The organism is Cyanobium sp. ULC082 (genome assembly GCF_977927535.1).
The window spans coordinates 1,395,553-1,415,460 of sequence record NZ_OZ376397.1; the positions used below are offsets into that span (position 1 = coordinate 1,395,553).

Sequence of the window (19,908 nt, forward strand, 5' to 3'; positions counted from 1 at the left end):
ACTGGGTCTGAATACTCCCAAGTTCAGGAAATTAATTGTTCGGAAAATATCTTACAAAATACTAACAATTCATGGGCCACTACCAATTAGTCTATTCACTCGATAAGCCAGTGAAAGAAAAGAATTCTTTCCTAAACGACCACCAAGAGAAAGGAAGAATACACAATAGCGCAAAATCAGCGGAAGAAGATACTGTTTTGAGGCATTAGAAGAACTCAAGGCATGCAGTTTCACCGGATGTCCCCCTAGAGCCGTACGCAAACCCATTAGCCTATACTGGCTATCATAAACTAAGGTTCCAGCAATTCTTAACAAAAGCTTCCCAATAATGCCACGTACTTGAATTCTCGAATAAATCTGAGATGTGACGATGGAAAGCTGAGTGTACAACTCGCCATTTGTATTTAAATGAACGCTTGCTTGGCCTGGGTGGCTTCGCACTGAGACATAACTAGCATCAGAGATTAGTAAGCGATTGACTTGCACAAACCGAGCCCAATACTCAAAATCACCGGCGTAGGGATAAGCTTGGTTAAATTCACCAGCCTGAAGTAAGCACTTTCTGCGTACGCAGGCACATGACAAATTTCCCAGGAGATTGCCATGCAGAAAAAAGAGAAGTTGGCTGTTATGAGAATCTACGAGTTGTGGTAGTTTCTGATTCAGCAGTTTTCCTCCATTCCATCTAATCACTCCAACCGATGGATCAAGTGTGCGCCAGCTGGCTACAATCAAGGAAAGAGAATCTGGAGTCGATAAGTAATCGTCAGCACAGAGGATCTGGACGAGGGGTGCCTGAGCTCTTTGAGACAAGAAATTAAGATTTCCAAAAATTCCAAGATTCTGTGGCTGATAAAAAATGTTTATTCTTTGATCACCTAAATCTTGAATTTGCCTGAGATAGTCTATGGATCCGTCTATCGATCCATCATCTGAAATGACCCATTGCCAATTCTGTTCATTTTGAGAAAATATAGATTCGGCTGTTTCCATGATGTAGGGGAGGCTGTTCCAGACCGGTGTCAGGATTGTAATCGCAGCTGAAGTTGGCATCGATATTGAAAATGGTTGGCCTTGTGAAGGATTCGTGTGAGAAATCATGTGTTTCTACGAGCAAGTTCCCCAAGTTGAACAAGACTCCATGCCTGGCTCCAGTGTACTGATCTATCCTCAAAGCCTTTCCAGATGGCGCGGATCCAGGTGGTATCCAACCAACCACTTGCACACAGCTGCTCAAGCCGTTGCAGGCAGAGTGGACGAAGCGCCCCTCTCATCCATACCGCCATCGGTAACATGGCGGTTCGACGAGAGAGAGGGATAGTCCGAATAGGAAACAGATCGATACAAGCGGACAGGAGCAAACCTTTGCCCAGACGTTGATAACGCTCTGGCATTCGCAATGCAGTTTCCACCAATTGGTGATCAAGAAAGGGAAATCGAAGCTGTATCCCGCATGCCATTCTGAGCATGTTGCTGTCGCGCAGCAGCATCGGTTCGGTTGAAGCAAAAAGTTCTGCCCAGCTGATCTGGCCGAAGCGCTGGGTGATCCGCTGAGGTGGTTGCTGCGGCCACTCGAGTGGCACTGCGCCTGCAATGGCCAGCTGGGCATCACCATGAATACGCCGCAGCGCCAGGCTCAAATGCCAATTGTCCCAACGGGGTAAGTGGCTGAGCTTTGTGGCCAGGGAGGGGCTGAACCGCTGAACCAGCGACTGGCGGAAGTGAGTGGGCAACCAGCCGATCCGCAGCAGCCATGGGACGAGCCGGTGAGAGGGGCAGCCACCGAAAAGCTCATCGGCCCCAAGGCTCGTGAGGGCAACGGTGATGCCTTGCTCACCCATGGCACGGCTCAATAGGTAGGTGTGGAGGCCATCTGCCGTAGGCTGATCAAGAGCTGCAAGGCCCGCCTCCACCCATGCAATGGCCTGGTCAGCCTCCAGGATGAATTCGTGATGATCAGCACCGCAGTGATCAGCCAACTGGCGAGTTACACGGAGTTCGTCCTCTGGCTGGCCAGGAAGATTCAAGCTGAAGCTGGTGGTTCGCCCAGGGTGGATGCGGCAGGCCAGAGCCAACAGGATGGCGGAATCAAAGCTGGAGGAGAGGAAACAGCCCATCGGCCCGCAGCGCAGCTGTTCAGAAATGGCTCGCTCCAGTTGGGCGCGCAGGAAACAGCGAGCGTGAGTGGGAGAGCGAATCGGCAGTGGGCCCCAGTCAGGCCGGGGTTGGGGAGGCCAATAGCGAACAGGCCGGTGGGGACGATCTCGGTTGAACCTCACCACAACACCAGCCGGGAGGCTATGTACCCCCGCCGTCGCTGGTGGCACGAGAACCGCCGGAGTACTGAGGTGGCCCCAAACCAGCATCTGGCTGATCGCATGGGGGGAGAGATCATGGCCACCGGGGAGTGCACGTCGCTCGGAGGCGAAATGAAGGCCGACCTCATCCCAGGCCAAATGGAGCGGTTGGATACCAAGGCGATCACGGGCAAGAAGTAGCTGCTGCTTGTGGTGGTCGTAGGCGGCGAAGGCGAACATCCCGCGCAGATGTATCAGTAGGGCAGGGCCTAACTGGGCCAGGCCTTCAACCAGGGTTTCACCATCGCTGTTTCCGTACCAATCTAAAAACCGAAGTCGATACCGAACATCCAGGTGGTTGTCAATAGCACCTGTGAACAGCAGCGTGAACCGGCCGCAGCGGCTGTGAATGGGTTGGGATGCCAATGAACAAAGGCCATCGGGGCTATGCCATTCGCCCGCGGTGTGCTCGGCATGACGGCTCAAAAAAGCCTGAGCCTTTGTGGGTTCTGTAGATGAAATCCGGGGTGATGCATCAACGTGGTAGCGAAAGGCTCCCATGAGGCCAGCCATTCAACCTGCCCCCTGTAGAACCAGGGCTCTGCGATAGTGGGCGTCGAGCTGATCGAGCCAGCGGTCGTAGTCAAAAGAATGAGCCCACGCCATTCCAAGTTGGCGGCGATGTTCAGCCTTGGCATCATCGAGATCAAGCCCTGAAGCCACCAGCAAAGCAGCCTGATCTGCCCAATCAATGAATAGCTGGGGTTCCGGAGGACATGGAGGTAGATAATACGCTGCAGTACCACCCACCTCGCTCATAGGTGCCCGATCTGTGGTGAACACCGGACAGCCGCAGGCCATCGCTTCGAGAATAGGCCAGCCAAAGCCTTCGTAGTAAGAGGGAAAAAGCAATCCGGCCGCACGATTGTAAAGAGAAACAATCAGCTCGTCGCTGGCGTGATCCAAAACGAACAGTCGATCAGCCAAGGCTGGGTGTTGCTGGAGCCACAGCACGAGAGCTGGGCTGAGGCTCCCCACGAGCACAAGATCAAGATCCCCCCATCGACTGGACAGCCGTTCCCAAATCGCCAAGACACCCTGTCGATTCTTATACCAGTTCCGGCCAATATGGAACAAGAAACGACGCCCTTGCAGCCGGGGAAGCTCACGGCTTAGTGCGGCTTCAACAGATTCTGCCGGAAGAGGGCCGAAGCGGGAGGGCAGGGGAAGAAGGGCAACGTCAGAAAAAAGTGGTGATGTTGACAACTGTCGCTGCAATGCAAGCCGCGTGGCCTCTGATATCGATAAAAAGCAGAGTGCCTGGCGGAAGCCATGGCGAATCCATCGCTGATAGAGGCGCCCAGTTCGACCGGGACGGTGTTCAGGCAGCAGGCCCAGGGAACCTTCCAAAGCCAGCATGTCATTCACATGCACGACATGAGGATAATGGCGAACCACACACATCCAGGGTCCAAGGGCCTGATCAGTGAGCACAATCAGGCTTTGTCGAGGTAGCGAGCGTAAACTCCACCAGAGGATGGGTGGGAAAAGCAGGAACTGATCAACATAGCCAAGCCAATGCCAGGGCCATCGCTGAGGTAGCCAGCCTCCAAGCAAGATGGGAGGAGTCAGCTCAGTGACATGATGACCTCGCTTCCTTAGCCCTTGCTTAACCAGGTCAGCAAAAGCCGCCATGCTTGGTCCAACGCTGGGAGCGTAGTGTCGGAGCAAGATGATCCTCATCGGTTCAGGCAAGATCGTCCATGGCAGTAGAGAGCGACTGGGCTGCAGAATCAATGCTATAGCTTTGGAGCAAGTCATTGGCCCAGTGAAAATCACGGGGGAGAGCTGAAAGTGATTCGAGGGCAATGGCAAGGGCCGTGCATGAGCCCTCGGGAATCACCCTAACCCGTTCCCAGCTACCAAAATCAGCACTACAACCCACTGCATCGCTCACAACAACATTGCAGCCGGCCTGCAGCGCTTCGTTGACCACCAGACCCCAGGTCTCCCCCATACGGCGAGATGGAAGCACAACCGTATCTGCAGCCAAATACCAATCGGGCAAGGCTTGCTGATTGATGAAGCCAGGGAAATAGCTCTGAATGCCAAAATCACGTTTGGCACGATCAGCCATGAGATGCAACTCAGCATCTAAGGACCCACTACCTACAAAGACAAGGGAAAGATGGGTCCGACTATCAGTTTGCAGATGATCGATGCAAGAAAAAAGAAGCTGAGGATCCTTCTTCGGGATGAACTTACCGAAGAAAGCCACCAAATGGGAGGAAGGGAGTAAATCCAACCGATCTCGGAGGTCGTTGCGCCGTTCGAGGAGCACAGAGGATGGAAAACCGGCAAGTGGATTAGGCGTACAGTAGTTAGCGTGGCTGAGTTGCTTCGGCTTAAGACCATGACGCAACCAGTGATCGCGACTCAGACTTCCAATCGGAAAAGCGCGATCAAGTCGTGAGTAAAGGGTGGTGTAGTACATCGATCGCAGAACATTCTTGAGACCAGAACGACGGAAGGCCTGATCCTGGGTTTCACAGCGCATCCAAACCTGCAAGCCTCTCGTGAGGGCAGCCAGGTAAGCCACATGGTCAAAGCGGTAATTGAGTGAGTTGAGCAGAATGGCCTTGGGTTGCAGGCGATCCAAAAGCTCGGCAATGCCTTTCCCATCCAAAGAACCCCACCCTCCCAATGGCTCTGTTTGCTGATTACGAAGAAATGAGAAAGAGTAGCCTTGAAGCAAATTGGAATCCCAGGCAAACGAGGAAGCAAAGCCAGGGTCTCGATAGCCCTGGATAGAGAAGTCACTACCATAGGCCACATGAAAACGGGCCGGTTGTAACTGCTCTAGCCGTGAATAGACCGGTGCTCTATATTGAATTGGATGGGATTCAAAGATAACCAGATCAGGGGTGGTTGCTTGCTGCATCAGATAGAGTTGAGAATAGAGCGAGAGATATCTTCATTACCAACACCAAGCTCACGCACCCTTGAGCTGCCGGCCTGACGCATCACTTCGCGTTTCATCGGATGAGTAAGCAGATCACAGCACAGCAAACCACATTCTTCAACCGTATCCCAGAAGATGGCTTCGTAGCCTTCTTCATAGAGAAGCTGATGCTCACTGGTCCGCTCAGCGCAGAGCAGGCTGCCGGCGAAGGGCACTTCTACAGAGCGACGTGTAAGCAAATCGCGGTTGCCATGGGAAAGGAATCCAAGGCATATGCTGGCCTTTGCAAGGGCACTAGCATAGGCTGTGTTCAATATGCCATTACCCATGTGGCACATACGAAGTTCAGACCAATGAGGGCTACGCTGCCATCTATTACCCATTAGGTGAATCGGCAATCCGGATTGCTTCAGCTTGAGGAGGAAGGTATCTCGATGTTCACCTGGAATGAGAGTACCGATGAAAAGAATAGAATCAGACTCCGAAGTATCTGCATCATCCACCGGCTTGGGAGGTGCGTGAACTACCTCATCATAAGATGTCAAGACTCTAAAGACACGCTGAGCACCAAAGGCAATCCATTCAAGAAGATTTTGCTCTCGAACACAAACGCAAAAGTCATAAAAGGGCAAGGCTGCACGCAAGGAAATAAACCTCTTCCAATCACGAGGGCCAGTAGGGTCATCGTTGTTGAATAGGAGGATAGGAACGGAAAATCGTTGTTTCAGCCAAAGAACAGCTTGAGGACCAAGTAATTCACCACCAATGACATAAACCAGATCTGGTCGAGCCTGATTTAGCATGGGATTAGTCTGCAGAACATAAATTAATTCTGATTGCAGCAAACAATACCCTGACAGGTACCCTATCGCTGAGCGCCATGAAGACGAAAGTCTTAGCAGAGATCTAGGATTAAATATGGCAACATTATTCCCTAAGCGCCGCAGGGCTTCCATGCGGTGTCTCGAAGTGCTTCCCAAGGAATCATCACCGATACACAAAAGAGAACAGGGAGTATTCATGTCAAAATACAATAAGAGCAGAAACGAATTATGAACTTCTAGTAAACATTCGACACAACATAAAACCGTCGCAGGCATCTAGGTTGGGCTTGCATATGCTGCAGTCATGTCTATGCGATAACGAGACAATCGTAGAATCATTCATAGGTAGCAATTCGATTCATCCCTTCTGACTCATAGAGTCTGATCAGGCTGGATAAACAAGCATAAAGGAGGACAAAAAGGGGCGGAACACCATCAGAAGCTTCTCGGCAAACATCATAAAAAACGCATGGAGATAAGTATTGCAGCGCAGTGAGCGAGCCTCTCACTGAACTATGTCGTTAAAGTTGCAGTGCTTCATTAAGCAGTCCCAAAACAAACAGTCATAAGATGGGTCGAACAATGGGCGCATCAAAAAATCGGCTTTCCCGCGACCATTGACCAAGCCCGACGCCGGCTAGGACATGAGTCTCAATCGAAGCATCAAGAGTAAAAAGGAAATTTCGAAGTACCCACAAGGTAACTAGGAGCGTGTCGCACGTCTAGCCCGACCAAGGCCTGGCACAGCGGCAGGCGGTTCAGCGAAATGATTCGCCAGATACCCAGCAGCACTGAGGGGGCCTCAGGCCGTCGCCATCGCAGCTCTGAACAACTACTCCTTCGGAGAAGCCTGCGGCTAGATGATGTTGTGGGTGGTGGCCATCAGTGCCCATTCCCCATTCACCTGCTCCAGGCCCCGCAATCGGAAGCGATCCAGCCGTCTTGCTCCTTTGATCTGCCCAAACACCGGCTCAACGACCGTTTTACGCAAGGCGTAGACCGCTTGCCCTGCTTTTGAGCGGAGCTTGCGATCCATCCGGCCACGGGCATCGAGATCTTTCGGTGGCCTGCCCCGTGATGGCCTGGGCCTTTGGCCGTGCTGCTGGCGACTGGTGGAGATGTAGGCATTCAGTCCGATCTGCTCGCATGACGCGAGGTTGGCGTTGCTGCAGTAGCCCGCATCCGCTGTGAGCACCTCCGGCAACTGGCCGGTGTTGGCCAGGGTCCGCTCCAGCATGGGCAGCAGGTGCACCGCATCACTGGGCTGGTTGCTCACGCCGATGGCCACGATCACCTGGTGATCACCATCGACGGCGGCCTGGCAGTTGTAGCCCTGAATCCAGCCATCAGCTCCCTTGAGGATGTGGCTCTCTGGGTCTGAGAAGTTGCGCTGGGCTGTGGGTTTGGGGTTGCCGGCTGCATCGGTGGGCAGTTGGCGTGATGGCATGGCCAGGGGATCGTGCTCTGCTGCAAGGACCGGTGAGTTGAGCCCAGCGACCGCAGCTTTCTCGAACGCCAGCTTCTGAGTGTCATCCGCTCGTCTGCGGGCACCACGGGCACGGCGTGATGCCTGCTTACTGGTCTGGGCATCGCTACTGGCCTCAGCCTCGGTTGCTTTCTGCTCTGCCACCTCAGCCTGTTCTGTGTGTTGGCGAGCCTTACTTGCGGCCGCCTCTGCTTCCAGCTCGGCTTTGGCCTTTCGGATCCACTCCAGCCGGCTGCTGCGCCGCTGCAGCTCCTCAGGAAGTTCATCACCCCGCTTGCCTTTGCCGTAGTGGCCGTCCTCCTGGGCGTCGATGATCTCGGCCCTGCGCAGCAACGCCCGCATCTCGGCTTCCAACTGCTGTTCGCTCCTGAGCATCCGCCCGTGGCTCATGGCCTTGAGCTTGCTGGCATTGGCGCGGATCTTGGTGCCATCCAGCGCCACATGACCCAGGGTCACCAGCCCCGCCTTCTGGCACAGCCTCAGCACCTGAACAAACAAGCCGGCCAAAGCCGTGAGATGGCGCCGGCGGAAATCGCAGATCCGGCTGTGGTCGGGCTGCTGGTTACCGGTCAGCACCCGGAAGGCGGCGTCTTCCCAGCAAGCCTTCTCAATCTTGCGGGAGCTGGGTAACCCGACGCAGTAGGCGTACAGGAGCAACACCACCAACATCCTCGGCTCATACGCCTTCTCACCCCGCGGATCCTTCTGGCGGTAGACGGCGTGTATCTCCTCCAGATCGAGCTCAGCGGCCAGATCCAGCAGGAAGAACACCAGGTGTTTCTCTGGAAGCCAGTCCAACGGTGACGGCGGCAACAGCAACGTCTGCTCTGGGTTCCAGGGACGGAAAGACTTGGGCTTGACCATGTCCCATTCTCTCGCTCAGAACCGCTGCTGTCACAGGGATTCGGGCAGATTCAGGGCCGTCTGTGGAGAGGCTGGACGCTGTTCTATGCGCGACACGCTCCTAGCGGAAATGGCAGTATGCCATACAATGCACGTTAGCCGTCCTCACCCACTCGAGAATGAACGGGCTTAAACAATTTATTCTTCTCAAGAACAACAATCGAATCATGAATATGAATCCCTGAGCAGTCTTTGCTTACAGCGGCTTGTTTCAACTTCTTTGTGTGATACCAGTAGTGCATATCATCTATCAAATCCATCGCAAAACCAAAGAAATTTTTCCTAGATCGAAATCCTCCACCGTATCTATTCCAATAGGCGGAATGCAAATCCTCGATCATATATATACCGCCATATTCTAAACGGGGAAACAAGTATTTTAATGAAGTTGTAATATGCTCCATATGATGACTGCCATCATCTAAAACTATATCTAAACCTCCCATTTCGCTAACAATTGAAGCCAAGAATGAGGGGTCAGTCTGAGAGCCAATTCTTACTTGCCCTGAAAGACCATTCAACTTCTCGCACTTAGGATCAATATCAATACCAAAGATAATGGCATCAGCGCCGAAGTAATTTCTCCACATCTGAAGACTGCCACCATTACTGACACCAATTTCAAGAAATCTAATCTGCTTGTTACGGTAAGGCGAAAAATAACGATCGTACAAGGGAATGTAATGATGCCACTTGTGCACGACAACACCCGTATTATTGGCAAAATATTCGAGCAACTCACTTTCATGGTTATACTTATCTTTTATATCTCTCTTAACACTCGACGACTCATCAAAACTAAACTTAAATTGAGATGTTTCTTGGTGGGCGGTGTTTGCTCTATACAATTTGGCCAAGATAGTCGGCGTCAAGGATTTCGCAATTGCCTTAAAGTTCATCATTGTTCTACATTTACAGAATGAACTGCCATAGTATTAACTACTATATCAAAAATCCGGCCAATTTCAGGGTTGATTCAAAGTGTTACAGGCGTGCTGGCTTGAGCTACCAGCGTTGGGTTCTCTGAGCGAGCTTGCTACTTCTATGTTCCCAAAACCGGCTCTGCTGCAGCTGATCGCGATCTGATCAGCTTCCTGAAGGCGATCCCCGACACGCGGATGCGGAGTGGGATTGGTCCCCCCGCCAGGTATCTGCTGCCGGTGGACGTGCTGGGAATCTGGAGCGGCTGGGAAAGCTGGAGAGATGTGGAAAGATTCGTGCGGGGAGACCATGCAGTATTTGATGAGCAGTAAAGGCTCAAACTTCTACAGCCACCATAAGATTCAGCGTTTCGCTACTTCTTCCTCCAGATGGACGTGAATGTCCTCTGCGCTGCAATCCGTGACTGGACGATCGCCCAGATCCCAGGTGGTACAGAGGGTCTCGAACAACCTGTGTGTCGGTAGGAGCTTGCGGAGTTCGATCGAGCCCACACCTGGCGGTGGCTCAGCGTTCATTGCACAAGTTGCACTGTACTCGGCCGCCTGGGGTTTGGCGATCTCGCTGGTGTGATACGCCACGGGTGAGAACCGGCCAAGCTGACGGCGCTGAAACAGTTACCGGGCGAGATGCAAATGGCGAAATCCTCCAATGCAGTCAAGTGTTGCGAGCACAAGTGGCGATCTGACATATATCTATAAATAGACATAGTTTGATGAAAAATCCTGCAAAGACAGCAAGTAATGTAGATGTCACGCTAGGTTGTAACGACTGCATTTTAATGCTTGGCTTGATTTAATATAGAGAAGCAGGAAGATATCTATTCAGACGTGAGTTAGGTCCAATTTTGGTTCACATTACATCCTGCTGGGTAACTGATAGGGGATAGCCAAAGAACCGAAAATCTTCCGAGTAATGTTCCAAAACAAGATGAGCTGCATGCTTGGTTAGTTTAGGCCGGACTGGCTTGTGCAAGTTGTCCATTCTTTGCTTTAATTTTAATGCTGAACCAATATAATGATCTGGTTGAAGACTATGTTCTTTGTCGAATGATGACAAATCTTCTTCAAGATGCTCAAATCGTATAACTTTCACTTGATAAAATGATCCATCATGCCGACGTAGGTAATCCAACTGTCTTAGCTGGTGTGATATTAGGTTATGCCTTATAAATGATCTGTCATGCGGCCAAGTATTACAAAAAACCTCAAGGTCTTGATCGCTCCACTTACTTGAGTGGGTATGATGACAATAAAGGCTAATAATACGAGAAAATGGATTTCTTGAAATGCAAAATATCGTGGTACTGGCCAGCGAACAAGGCAGTAGACGGTAGTGATCTATCTCGTGTAGAGTTAAATGTTGGCCTACCAATGCAATATCGATCATGCCGCGAAGATTAATTTTACTATTAGCACATTCCTTATTGGCTACTATCCTAGCAATAGATGATAGTTTACTGCGGTTTTTTTGATTCGCTTGCTTTCCCGGATAATCTGACATTTTATAGCGATCTTCAACGTACTTGCCGGCATTCTTGGGAATGTGGATAAATAGCAGTTTTTTGTCAAAATCGAATGGCATGAATCTGAATTGCTTTGAAATAAAGTTTTAGATTTTCTTGGAGACGTATTGGGGCAACTACATTGCAGAGGCTCCGCAAGCATGCTTGATCTAATCGTATAAGTTTTTGGATAATGCTAAGTTGAGGTTACGAACGAGAAATTCTTATACTTAAATTCTACAATGAAGTAGACTTTAAAATCGTTCAGCATGCTCAGTAGATCATATTCGCCAAAGTGGGACATCTTTAGGAGATCCAGAATGCATGCGCTGTGTTCAGGAGAAGTGTTCATTGGTTTTTTGCCATTAACAGTATTAGTTGACTCTAAAGGATTCTTGATTAGGTAGCAAGAGCTGATTGCGCTCGGCAGCCACCTAAGCTAGTTCTTATGTACCAGCACTGATTGGCATGGCCATGAATCGAGTCCAAGTCAAGTCTGGCTCAGCCCAAGTTCATAAAGGTCTATGTCAAAAAGGACGGAAGTAAGGTCGCCTGGGAGCTGTCGGGCTGGCCGGATCGTTTCCGTTGCCCCCGGAGACAAAGAAAGTAGTATAGGTATATCGGTGGGAGGCAGCACAAGCGGTATCAGTACCGGGAGCTTCCACCATAAGTTCAACCTCACGGCCGAAACCATCCTGGAGGGGACAAAGTTACCGATGACCACCTCATTTCTCGCCTTCTTCATGGTTGGAAGGGCAAAGACCGGCATCTCATCACACGCTCTAAGGCGCCATCTCGGCGTGAGCTACCGAACGGCATGGCTGGTTCACAACAAGATAATGGAAGCAATGAACGAGCGGGAGGAGATCTATGTCTTGCGGGGGAAGGTGTAGATGGATGATGCTTATCTCGGCGGAGAACACTGGGGGACGAGGAAGGTCATCGATCAGAGAACAAGGTCAAGGTGGCGATCGTGGCAACCATCTCACTCGATGATGCGGGCCAACCCCGGCACGTGAAGCTTGCCACCACAGAGAAGTTCTCCTTTGCCGCAATCGCTGACTGGGCTCAGGATTCACTGGCGATTGGATGTGAGGAGATCTATGACAGGCTGGCTTGCTTCCGCGCCGTGGCAGAAGTCGGTTGCCTCCATCAACCTGTGGTCGTGAAGGGTCGCCATCCAAATGATTTTCCGGAATTTCGCTGGATTAACACGGTGCTCAGCAAGTTGAAAACCAGCTTAAGCGGCATCTTCCATGCCCTGAAATTCGATAAGTACGCTAATAGCTACCTGGGTTCCTTCACATACCGCTTCAACCGACAGTTCAACTTGGCAGCGATGACTGAACGAGTGGTTCATGCCATCTGCAACTACGGAGCTCGGCCAAAACGCTTCTTGAGGAGTGCAGAGATAGCTACCAAATCAAGTGGGCTTTTACATGGCCGATTTTTTGCTATTCCAATGTAGATACTAGGGTATGGATATATTTAGATACGTCCGTGGAGAGCTGGGACGCTGCTCAGTTCTCAACAGAGTCCGACCTTTTGCCAAGGAATGAGCATTGCAAGCTGCAACCAGCGATTGCCAAGATCTAGTAGTCAGCATAAGACACATGAACTTACTTGATTGCAAGCTTACTGACATTGCGATTCCGATATGGATGCGGACATATTCAGTGGCGACAATCCACAATTGACATGTTTGATGCATGCATGTCGACATTGAAACGCTAAGACCATTTTTGGCACGAAAGATGTGGCACTTTTTGGAGTCACTGCCTAACAAATCTCTGGCAATTCAAACCCCAATTATCAAGAGCTTCAAGATACAAGCCGTAATGTGATGAAAAACTATAGGGAGGAATCAGCAAAGGAGCCACAATATCTATCGAAAAAAGGATTCAATAGTTGATGAAGCCTAATATCAAGTGAATTAATCATGGATAATCTTTGAATTACGTCCTCCGAGACATCAGTCAGCTTAGGACGCGACTTGGTTGCCGTGATGCCTACTCTAGCTATTTTGAGTGGTACACCAATTCCGCATGATAGATGCTCTACCGACGACTCAATAAAGCTGTGATGAATCCAATAACTATAGTTTTTTAATAAGTGATTCTGTGCAATGCGAACAAGCTTTCTTTCACCCAACACTTTAAGCGCAGGAATCCAAAAGTTAGTAAAAGGCAAACCTGCGTAGGCTTTGGTTTGAAGGTTCTGAGCCGGAACTGCTGACAAATAAAATTGTACAACATCTTGATTATCAGAAAGAAACTGACTCCAGGGACTGCGATCTCCAAGCTCCAAATGATAGTGATAATAACTAATCATCTGATCAATCGGATCACGAAGTGTGGCAATATGTAGGCGTTTACGTCGGGCAACATGACTCCAAGGGCGCAATAATCGATGAACTCCCCAGGGGTAATGACCGACAAGGTAATCGAAATCGCTGGGATGGGCCCAGAAGATTCCCGACATGCCTGCTTTCCTAGTAAAGCTTACCCTGCCTGGCCAATAAAATGAAGAATCTGACAATGCAAGTCCATCTCTAATAGCGTAATGCAATGAGGTACCACAACATTTTGGGACATGTGTTACAAAAAAAACAGGCTGTTGGTGCAACATAGGAGATATTGGAATAGAAAAGAGGGAATGGCAATCAACCAAGAATTCTAAATCTACAGTCAAAGATAGGTTAAATTAAGATGAACGATGTAATGACTGATTAGGTGGCAAGATCAGCTCCCTGCCACCTGGGCTGGAACACATAAACTATACAAGTCTGCCGTGGTCGTGAATCGGACCCAGTTGCAGTCGGATCTGTCTTTGCCAAAGTTGTCAAGCTCTACTGCACCGAGGAGAAATGCGAGGCAGCCCTGGAGCAAGCGCTCTGGCCGGATGGGTTGCGCTGAGGGGCAAGGAGCAAAAGCATATCAGTGGCCGAGAACACAACCGCTATCAGAGCCGGAGCTGTCGCCATCAAGTCACCCTCATGGCCGGCACCATTCTGGTGGTTACCACTGACCACCTGGTTGTTCGCCATCTACCTAGGAGCGTGTCGCATGTTGAGCCTGATCAAGTCGTGACGCAGCGGCTGGCGGTTCAGCGAAATGATTCGCCAGATACCCAGCAGCACTGAGGGGGCCTCAGGCCGTCGCCATCGCAGCTCTGAACAACTACTCCTTCGGAGAAGCCTGCGGCTAGATGATGTTGTGGGTGGTGGCCATCAGTGCCCATTCCCCATTCACCTGCTCCAGGCCCCGCAATCGGAAGCGATCCAGCCGTCTTGCTCCTTTGATCTGCCCAAACACCGGCTCAACGACCGTTTTACGCAAGGCGTAGACCGCTTGCCCTGCTTTTGAGCGGAGCTTGCGATCCATCCGGCCACGGGCATCGAGATCTTTCGGTGGCCTGCCCCGTGATGGCCTGGGCCTTTGGCCGTGCTGCTGGCGACTGGTGGAGATGTAGGCATTCAGTCCGATCTGCTCGCATGACGCGAGGTTGGCGTTGCTGCAGTAGCCCGCATCCGCTGTGAGCACCTCCGGCAACTGGCCGGTGTTGGCCAGGGTCCGCTCCAGCATGGGCAGCAGGTGCACCGCATCACTGGGCTGGTTGCTCACGCCGATGGCCACGATCACCTGGTGATCACCATCGACGGCGGCCTGGCAGTTGTAGCCCTGAATCCAGCCATCAGCTCCCTTGAGGATGTGGCTCTCTGGGTCTGAGAAGTTGCGCTGGGCTGTGGGTTTGGGGTTGCCGGCTGCATCGGTGGGCAGTTGGCGTGATGGCATGGCCAGGGGATCGTGCTCTGCTGCAAGGACCGGTGAGTTGAGCCCAGCGACCGCAGCTTTCTCGAACGCCAGCTTCTGAGTGTCATCCGCTCGTCTGCGGGCACCACGGGCACGGCGTGATGCCTGCTTACTGGTCTGGGCATCGCTACTGGCCTCAGCCTCGGTTGCTTTCTGCTCTGCCACCTCAGCCTGTTCTGTGTGTTGGCGAGCCTTGCTTGCTGACGCCTCTGCTTCCAGCTCGGCTTTGGCCTTTCGGATCCACTCCAGCCGGCTGCTGCGCCGCTGCAGCTCCTCAGGAAGTTCATCACCCCGCTTGCCTTTGCCGTAGTGGCCGTCCTCCTGGGCGTCGATGATCTCGGCCCTGCGCAGCAACGCCCGCATCTCGGCTTCCAACTGCTGTTCGCTCCTGAGCATCCGCCCGTGGCTCATGGCCTTGTGCTTGCTGGCATTGGCGCGGATCTTGGTGCCATCCAGCGCCACATGACCCAGGGTCACCAGCCCCGCCTTCTGGCACAGCCTCAGCACCTGAACAAACAAGCCGGCCAAAGCCGTGAGATGGCGCCGGCGGAAATCGCAGATCCGGCTGTGGTCGGGCTGCTGGTTACCGGTCAGCACCCGGAAGGCGGCGTCTTCCCAGCAAGCCTTCTCAATCTTGCGGGAGCTGGGTAACCCGACGCAGTAGGCGTAACAGGAGCAACACCACCAACATCCTCGGCTCATACGCCTTCTCACCCCGCGGATCCTTCTGGCGGTAGACGGCGTGTATCTCCTCCAGATCGAGCTCAGCGGCCAGATCCAGCAGGAAGAACACCAGGTGTTTCTCTGGAAGCCAGTCCAACGGTGACGGCGGCAACAGCAACGTCTGCTCTGGGTTCCAGGGACGGAAAGACTTGGGCTTGACCATGTCCCATTCTCTCGCTCAGAACCGCTGCTGTCACAGGGATTCGGGCAGATTCAGGGCCGTCTGTGGAGAGGCTGGACGCTGTTCTATGCGCGACACGCTTCTAGTTGGACAGCCCCTAGCCAAAGGCATCCGTGCAGCGGTAAACCGGCAACGACTGACTCGCACTGCGGGAGTCTCAGCGTGACCTACCGAACGACATGGCTGGTTCACAACAGGATCAAGGAAGCAATGAATAAGCGTGAGGAGGTCTATGTCCTGCGGGGGAAGGTGCAAGTAGATGATGGATGCCTCGGTGGAGAAAGCTGGGGTGTCAATGCAGGTCGTGGATTCAGAGATAAAGGTGCCGATCGTGGCAACCGTCTCACTCGATGATATGGGTCACCCACGGGACGTGAAGCTTGCCACTCTGGCCACATTCTCCTTAGCCGCCAATGCAAACTGGGATTAGGATTCACAGGCGATTGTATGCGAGGTGATCTCTGACGGGCTGATCTGCTTCGACGCCGTGGCAGAAGTCGGGGGTCTCCATCAACCTGTGGTCGTGAAGGGTGGCCATCCCAATGAACATCCGGAATTCTGCTTGATAAAACGATGCTCAACAACCTGAAAACCAGCTTCAGTGGCAACTTCCATGCCCTGATATTCGATAAGTACGCTAATCGCTACTTGGGTGCCTTCTATTTCCGCTTCAACCAACGCTTCAACTAGGCAACGAGGGCTGAGCGAGTGGTTCATGCCATCTGCTGCTGCTGCGGTCGGCCGAAACGCTACTTGAGGAGTGCGGAGATACCTAACTAGTCAAGATTAATTTTTGATTGGGAATACCATCGCTGGATTCACAGGAAACCTAATCAGCTTATTAGAGGTGATTAAACCAAAACTCGTTCTTCTAGAGTAAAAAAACTGAGCAAGCAATATGACGCAAGGATGAAAGAGCAATGAAAAAGCTGGAGGGAAGGCTTCTGCAATTTCAATGCAAGAGGCTGAGGCATCTACCTGAAAGTGAGAGGAAATCAAGATATTCAAAGAGCAGCACTAGAGAAGCCACTACTTATTCTAAAGAGAAACAGATTAACAAAGGATAAGATAAGGTCATTCTATCAAAAACAGATACATCAAGAGATAAGAAGATCTGATGATAATGCAAAAGCTGGAAAATTAGTGGGCAAGTTTCAGACAGCTTTGAAGAACGCAAGAGTTGATCTCACCAAAAAAAATAGCAAGATTGGCTCAAAAAATGTTCGGAATGAGAATATAAAGAAAGAGGCTACTGACTCAGAGCTCGAGAAGGTAAGCCAAGGAAAAAGTTGGGTGATAGCTACAGCAGAAAAAACTGGTATCATATGTGATGACAAAAGGGCATGAGAGTCTAGAAGTGGAAATACCAAGAGCAATCCTAATAACAAGATAATCAAATAACCATAACCAAACCCGGCCATGCCAGTGCCGAAAAAATGACCGGCAAAGAATCCTCCCACCATATAAATACTACCAGTATTGGCTAGTGACATCAAAAAATCACCCATGCTTCCCGAAAGAGCAAGGTCCTTTAACTTTGCCAATCCAAATAAATCAAGAACAGGCCCAGGAAAAATAGATACAACCCTCAGAAATTGAATTCTAGCCATCTGCAAACCAGCTTGCGGAGTAATCCGTTGGGAAAAGGTAAGAGAAATATCAGGGTATCGGGCATTAACAAATCGCGCAAGGAAAAGGTTGCTAACGTATGTATCATTCCTATCTTCGCTGAGCTTAAGTGTTTTTCCGATGGTGTACTGCCTAAGAGTCTCACGGTCCTTCATAAGCTCCAAAGTGACAGCAAGAAGTTCTTGCGCTGGTATATCTCCTCTTAAAAATCTCGCCATTACAATTGCCGTTGCCAAATCAGTAACAGTTGGCAGAGCAAGTAAAAGTACCAAGGCAAGCGAAATAAAGATGGAAAGTCTAATACGAATGAGACCATACAACCATTCGAATGCGAAGCCAATTATAAGGCAAACTATTGGTACAAGAAAAGGGCCCCTAGCCCCTCTGCCAACTGAGGTCACAACAATGAGAGCCTGAAAACCCAGATATATCAAGAGAGGTTGAACGAATTTATTCCGCTCCAAGCGATCATTCATGCCCAAAAGACGGCAAAGCAGAAAGGAGGCAGGAATGATGGATAAGAAGTCAAAACCAACAATAAACTTTAAAACAATTGTATTCGTGACCTGATTATTAAACCATGAGCTGACTGCCAAAGCAAACGTACCCAAGGCACCCATCCATATTACTTCACTGGAATGAAGTGGTTTGAAAATATACAGACGAAGCATGATATGCTGCACCGCTGCCTTCAACTGATAAAGAATAGCCGAATTCCGATAAATCCAATGAGCCAAAATGCATACAGCAGATACAACCAGGCTATGCGAAAAAGTCGTGTAAGGGACCTGAAGAATATTGGTGATGCTGTTCCCTTCCATTGCAGTGAAAAGCAATGGACCAAGCTGAAGCGTGACCGCAAAACCGATAAGAACAAGAGTAGACAGTGGAAATCTAAGAAAACGGATTTCACGAAAACAATCATACAGAAGGAGATAACTGCCAGTCGCAGCAAGCAGTGAGCAGAGAATATCTGTGCTTGTGGATGCCAGAAAGCACTGCACAACGAAGCCCACCCAAGGCAAGGCCAGCACAAGCCCACGCACTCTGGTGATGCGAGGTTGCACAGGTGCTGGCTCAACGAGGGCTTGATATGCAGTTGAGACGACGGGATGGCTCATGTGGACAGATCGGACGCTGCTTGGATTGAATGGATCAAACTTGACCATTTTTGACCGTAAGAATCCCAACCCCCGAGAGAAATCACACGTGCCAATGCAGCACGGGCCATCTGTTCGCGCAGTTGGGGCTGATCTGAGAGTTGCTGTAGACGATCTGCAATCAGCTGTGGCGAACGGATCGGTACGATAAAGCCTTCAACGCCATTGCTGATCAATTCAGATGCTCCGGTATTGGTTGAGGCAATCACAGGGCAGCCGCATGCCAACGCTTCACCGATCACCATTGCTAAACCTTCTTCGATACTGGGAAGCACAAAAACCGATGCACGGCTGTAATAGCGTCGCAACTCTCCGTTAGGAACGTTCCCGACAATCTCAATGGACGATTGGTCTACAGTGCCAAGCATAGATATGGCTTCTGAAGTCTGGCTACCAACTAACGTCAAAGACTTGCGGGGGTGATTCAATCGTTGAAACGCATCCAAAAGGTCGATAAAACCCTTTCTGGGTCCCGCACAACCCACAAACAAAACACGAAATTTATCATCATGAGACTCGGGGTCCTCACATGGCCAAAAGCGCTCAAGGCGAGCCCCATATGGAATCTTGAACAGCTTTAGCTCAGGAACTCCTTGGGATGTAAAACTGTCAAAACAAAACTGGCTGGGGACAGAAATCAGATCCGCCTGCTCGTACTCGGCTTCTTCTTTGGCAATGCATCGATGATCAATGCCTCTCCAGACTTTTCCATACCGTCTATACTCTTCATGCAGTAGTTGATCCTGAAATCGGATGTGGGAGGAGCCACGATCACAAATGTGAAGTCCTCCCAACATTTGGGCACGTCTGCCAGAGTGGAGGCCGGTTCCTGAAAGTGACAATAGAATGGTAGGTTTTTTTAGATGTCTTTTCACATGGTGATCAAGAGTTTCGTGGGCGTACCATGCCCACTGATTATTCAACCAGTTCCACCGATCAAGCCCTAGCTTGCCACGAGCCATATAAGGGGCTAATAGCCAGGGGTACGTTTTGATTTTTTCGGCTGGGATACCATCTTCATCCTTGAGTTTGAAGCGAGGATACCCCGTGTATACTACATCGAGCAAGTTTTGCTTTTCGAACTGGCGAGCAAGATGGAAATGGTGAAAGCGACCGATGGTGATCTGGGTGATATTCATTGGGTGTAGTCGAAGTGGATCTCGGATCAAGCTGAATATTGAACATTAAGACCACAAGTCTTGAAATGATTTCAAAATAAAGCCAGATTCGAACCCAGAAGGGGCAAGTACTACTCTTCCTCCATGGGTTTATGGAGCAAAATCACATCCACTCTTGGAGTGTTAAAGTGTCAGTCAAGATATATTGATTGCCACTGCACAAACTTGGGGCCATCGACTCATCAAGCACCGTGACGAACCACAACAGTGCAACCGGTTAACTTCCAATAAGAAACGTCTATACAAACAGAACAGCGAGATGTTCGGTCAAACCGATGATTTAAAAATGGGAAAGTGCACAGGCGTTTAG

The 19,908-nt window shown here is 50.6% G+C and carries 12 protein-coding genes and 2 pseudogenes; 2 read left to right on the forward strand and 12 right to left on the reverse strand.

Annotation, left to right across the window (positions count from 1 at the left end; genetic code table 11):
• Positions 1–69: 69 nt before the first annotated feature.
• The 8 genes from ACXMDY_RS07495 to ACXMDY_RS07530 all read right to left on the reverse strand — a co-directional run bounded on the left by ACXMDY_RS07495 (position 70) and on the right by ACXMDY_RS07530 (position 10,995).
• A complete protein-coding gene (locus ACXMDY_RS07495) occupies positions 70–1,101 on the reverse strand; it encodes a glycosyltransferase family 2 protein (protein WP_457767526.1) in 1,032 nt (343 codons plus the stop codon).
• Positions 1,098–2,783, reverse strand: coding sequence for an asparagine synthetase B family protein (locus ACXMDY_RS07500; protein WP_259702207.1), 1,686 nt, complete (start codon positions 2,781–2,783; stop codon positions 1,098–1,100). The genes ACXMDY_RS07495 and ACXMDY_RS07500 overlap by 4 nt, the downstream gene beginning before the upstream one ends.
• Before the next feature lie 87 nt (positions 2,784–2,870).
• Positions 2,871–3,992, reverse strand: a complete 1,122-nt coding sequence (locus tag ACXMDY_RS07505) for a glycosyltransferase (protein WP_259702206.1) — start codon at positions 3,990–3,992, stop codon at positions 2,871–2,873.
• 52 nt (positions 3,993–4,044) lie between these two features.
• Complete coding sequence (locus tag ACXMDY_RS07510) at positions 4,045–5,238, reverse strand: glycosyltransferase (RefSeq protein ID WP_259702205.1); 1,194 nt, start codon at positions 5,236–5,238, stop codon at positions 4,045–4,047.
• Positions 5,238–6,215 carry a glycosyltransferase family protein gene (locus tag ACXMDY_RS07515; protein ID WP_259702204.1) on the reverse strand — a complete coding sequence of 326 codons (978 nt, stop codon included), beginning with the start codon at positions 6,213–6,215 and terminating at the stop codon, positions 5,238–5,240. Before ACXMDY_RS07515 ends, ACXMDY_RS07510 begins: the two co-directional genes overlap by 1 nt.
• 724 nt (positions 6,216–6,939) lie before the next feature.
• Positions 6,940–8,433 carry an IS1182 family transposase gene (locus ACXMDY_RS07520; RefSeq protein WP_457767527.1) on the reverse strand — a complete coding sequence of 498 codons (1,494 nt, stop codon included), beginning with the start codon at positions 8,431–8,433 and terminating at the stop codon, positions 6,940–6,942.
• A gap of 134 nt (positions 8,434–8,567) precedes the next feature.
• Complete coding sequence (locus tag ACXMDY_RS07525; protein ID WP_457767528.1) at positions 8,568–9,344, reverse strand: class I SAM-dependent methyltransferase; 777 nt, start codon at positions 9,342–9,344, stop codon at positions 8,568–8,570.
• A gap of 919 nt (positions 9,345–10,263) precedes the next feature.
• Positions 10,264–10,995 carry a sulfotransferase family 2 domain-containing protein gene (locus ACXMDY_RS07530; protein WP_457767529.1) on the reverse strand — a complete coding sequence of 244 codons (732 nt, stop codon included), beginning with the start codon at positions 10,993–10,995 and terminating at the stop codon, positions 10,264–10,266.
• Between the two features lie 398 nt (positions 10,996–11,393).
• Here ACXMDY_RS07530 and ACXMDY_RS07535 point away from each other — a divergent pair.
• Positions 11,394–12,383: pseudogene (locus tag ACXMDY_RS07535) on the forward strand (IS1595 family transposase).
• A 383-nt stretch (positions 12,384–12,766) separates the two neighbouring features.
• Here the strand turns inward: ACXMDY_RS07535 and ACXMDY_RS07540 are convergent.
• Both ACXMDY_RS07540 and ACXMDY_RS07545 read right to left on the reverse strand, forming a co-directional pair.
• Positions 12,767–13,543 carry a hypothetical protein gene (locus ACXMDY_RS07540; protein WP_457767530.1) on the reverse strand — a complete coding sequence of 259 codons (777 nt, stop codon included), beginning with the start codon at positions 13,541–13,543 and terminating at the stop codon, positions 12,767–12,769.
• Between the two features lie 575 nt (positions 13,544–14,118).
• Positions 14,119–15,429, reverse strand: coding sequence for a transposase (locus ACXMDY_RS07545; protein ID WP_457767531.1), 1,311 nt, complete (start codon positions 15,427–15,429; stop codon positions 14,119–14,121).
• Positions 15,430–15,787: 358 nt separating this feature from the next.
• Between ACXMDY_RS07545 and ACXMDY_RS07550 the strand changes: the two are divergent.
• Positions 15,788–16,411, forward strand: a pseudogene (locus tag ACXMDY_RS07550) (IS1595 family transposase); the annotation flags it as partial.
• 374 nt (positions 16,412–16,785) lie between these two features.
• Here the strand turns inward: ACXMDY_RS07550 and ACXMDY_RS07555 are convergent.
• Positions 16,786–18,381 carry a hypothetical protein gene (locus tag ACXMDY_RS07555; protein WP_457767532.1) on the reverse strand — a complete coding sequence of 532 codons (1,596 nt, stop codon included), beginning with the start codon at positions 18,379–18,381 and terminating at the stop codon, positions 16,786–16,788.
• Entirely contained in the window at positions 18,378–19,559 is a 1,182-nt protein-coding gene (locus ACXMDY_RS07560; protein WP_457767533.1) for a glycosyltransferase family 4 protein, read from the reverse strand. Before ACXMDY_RS07560 ends, ACXMDY_RS07555 begins: the two co-directional genes overlap by 4 nt.
• Between the last annotated feature and the right edge of the window lie 349 nt (positions 19,560–19,908).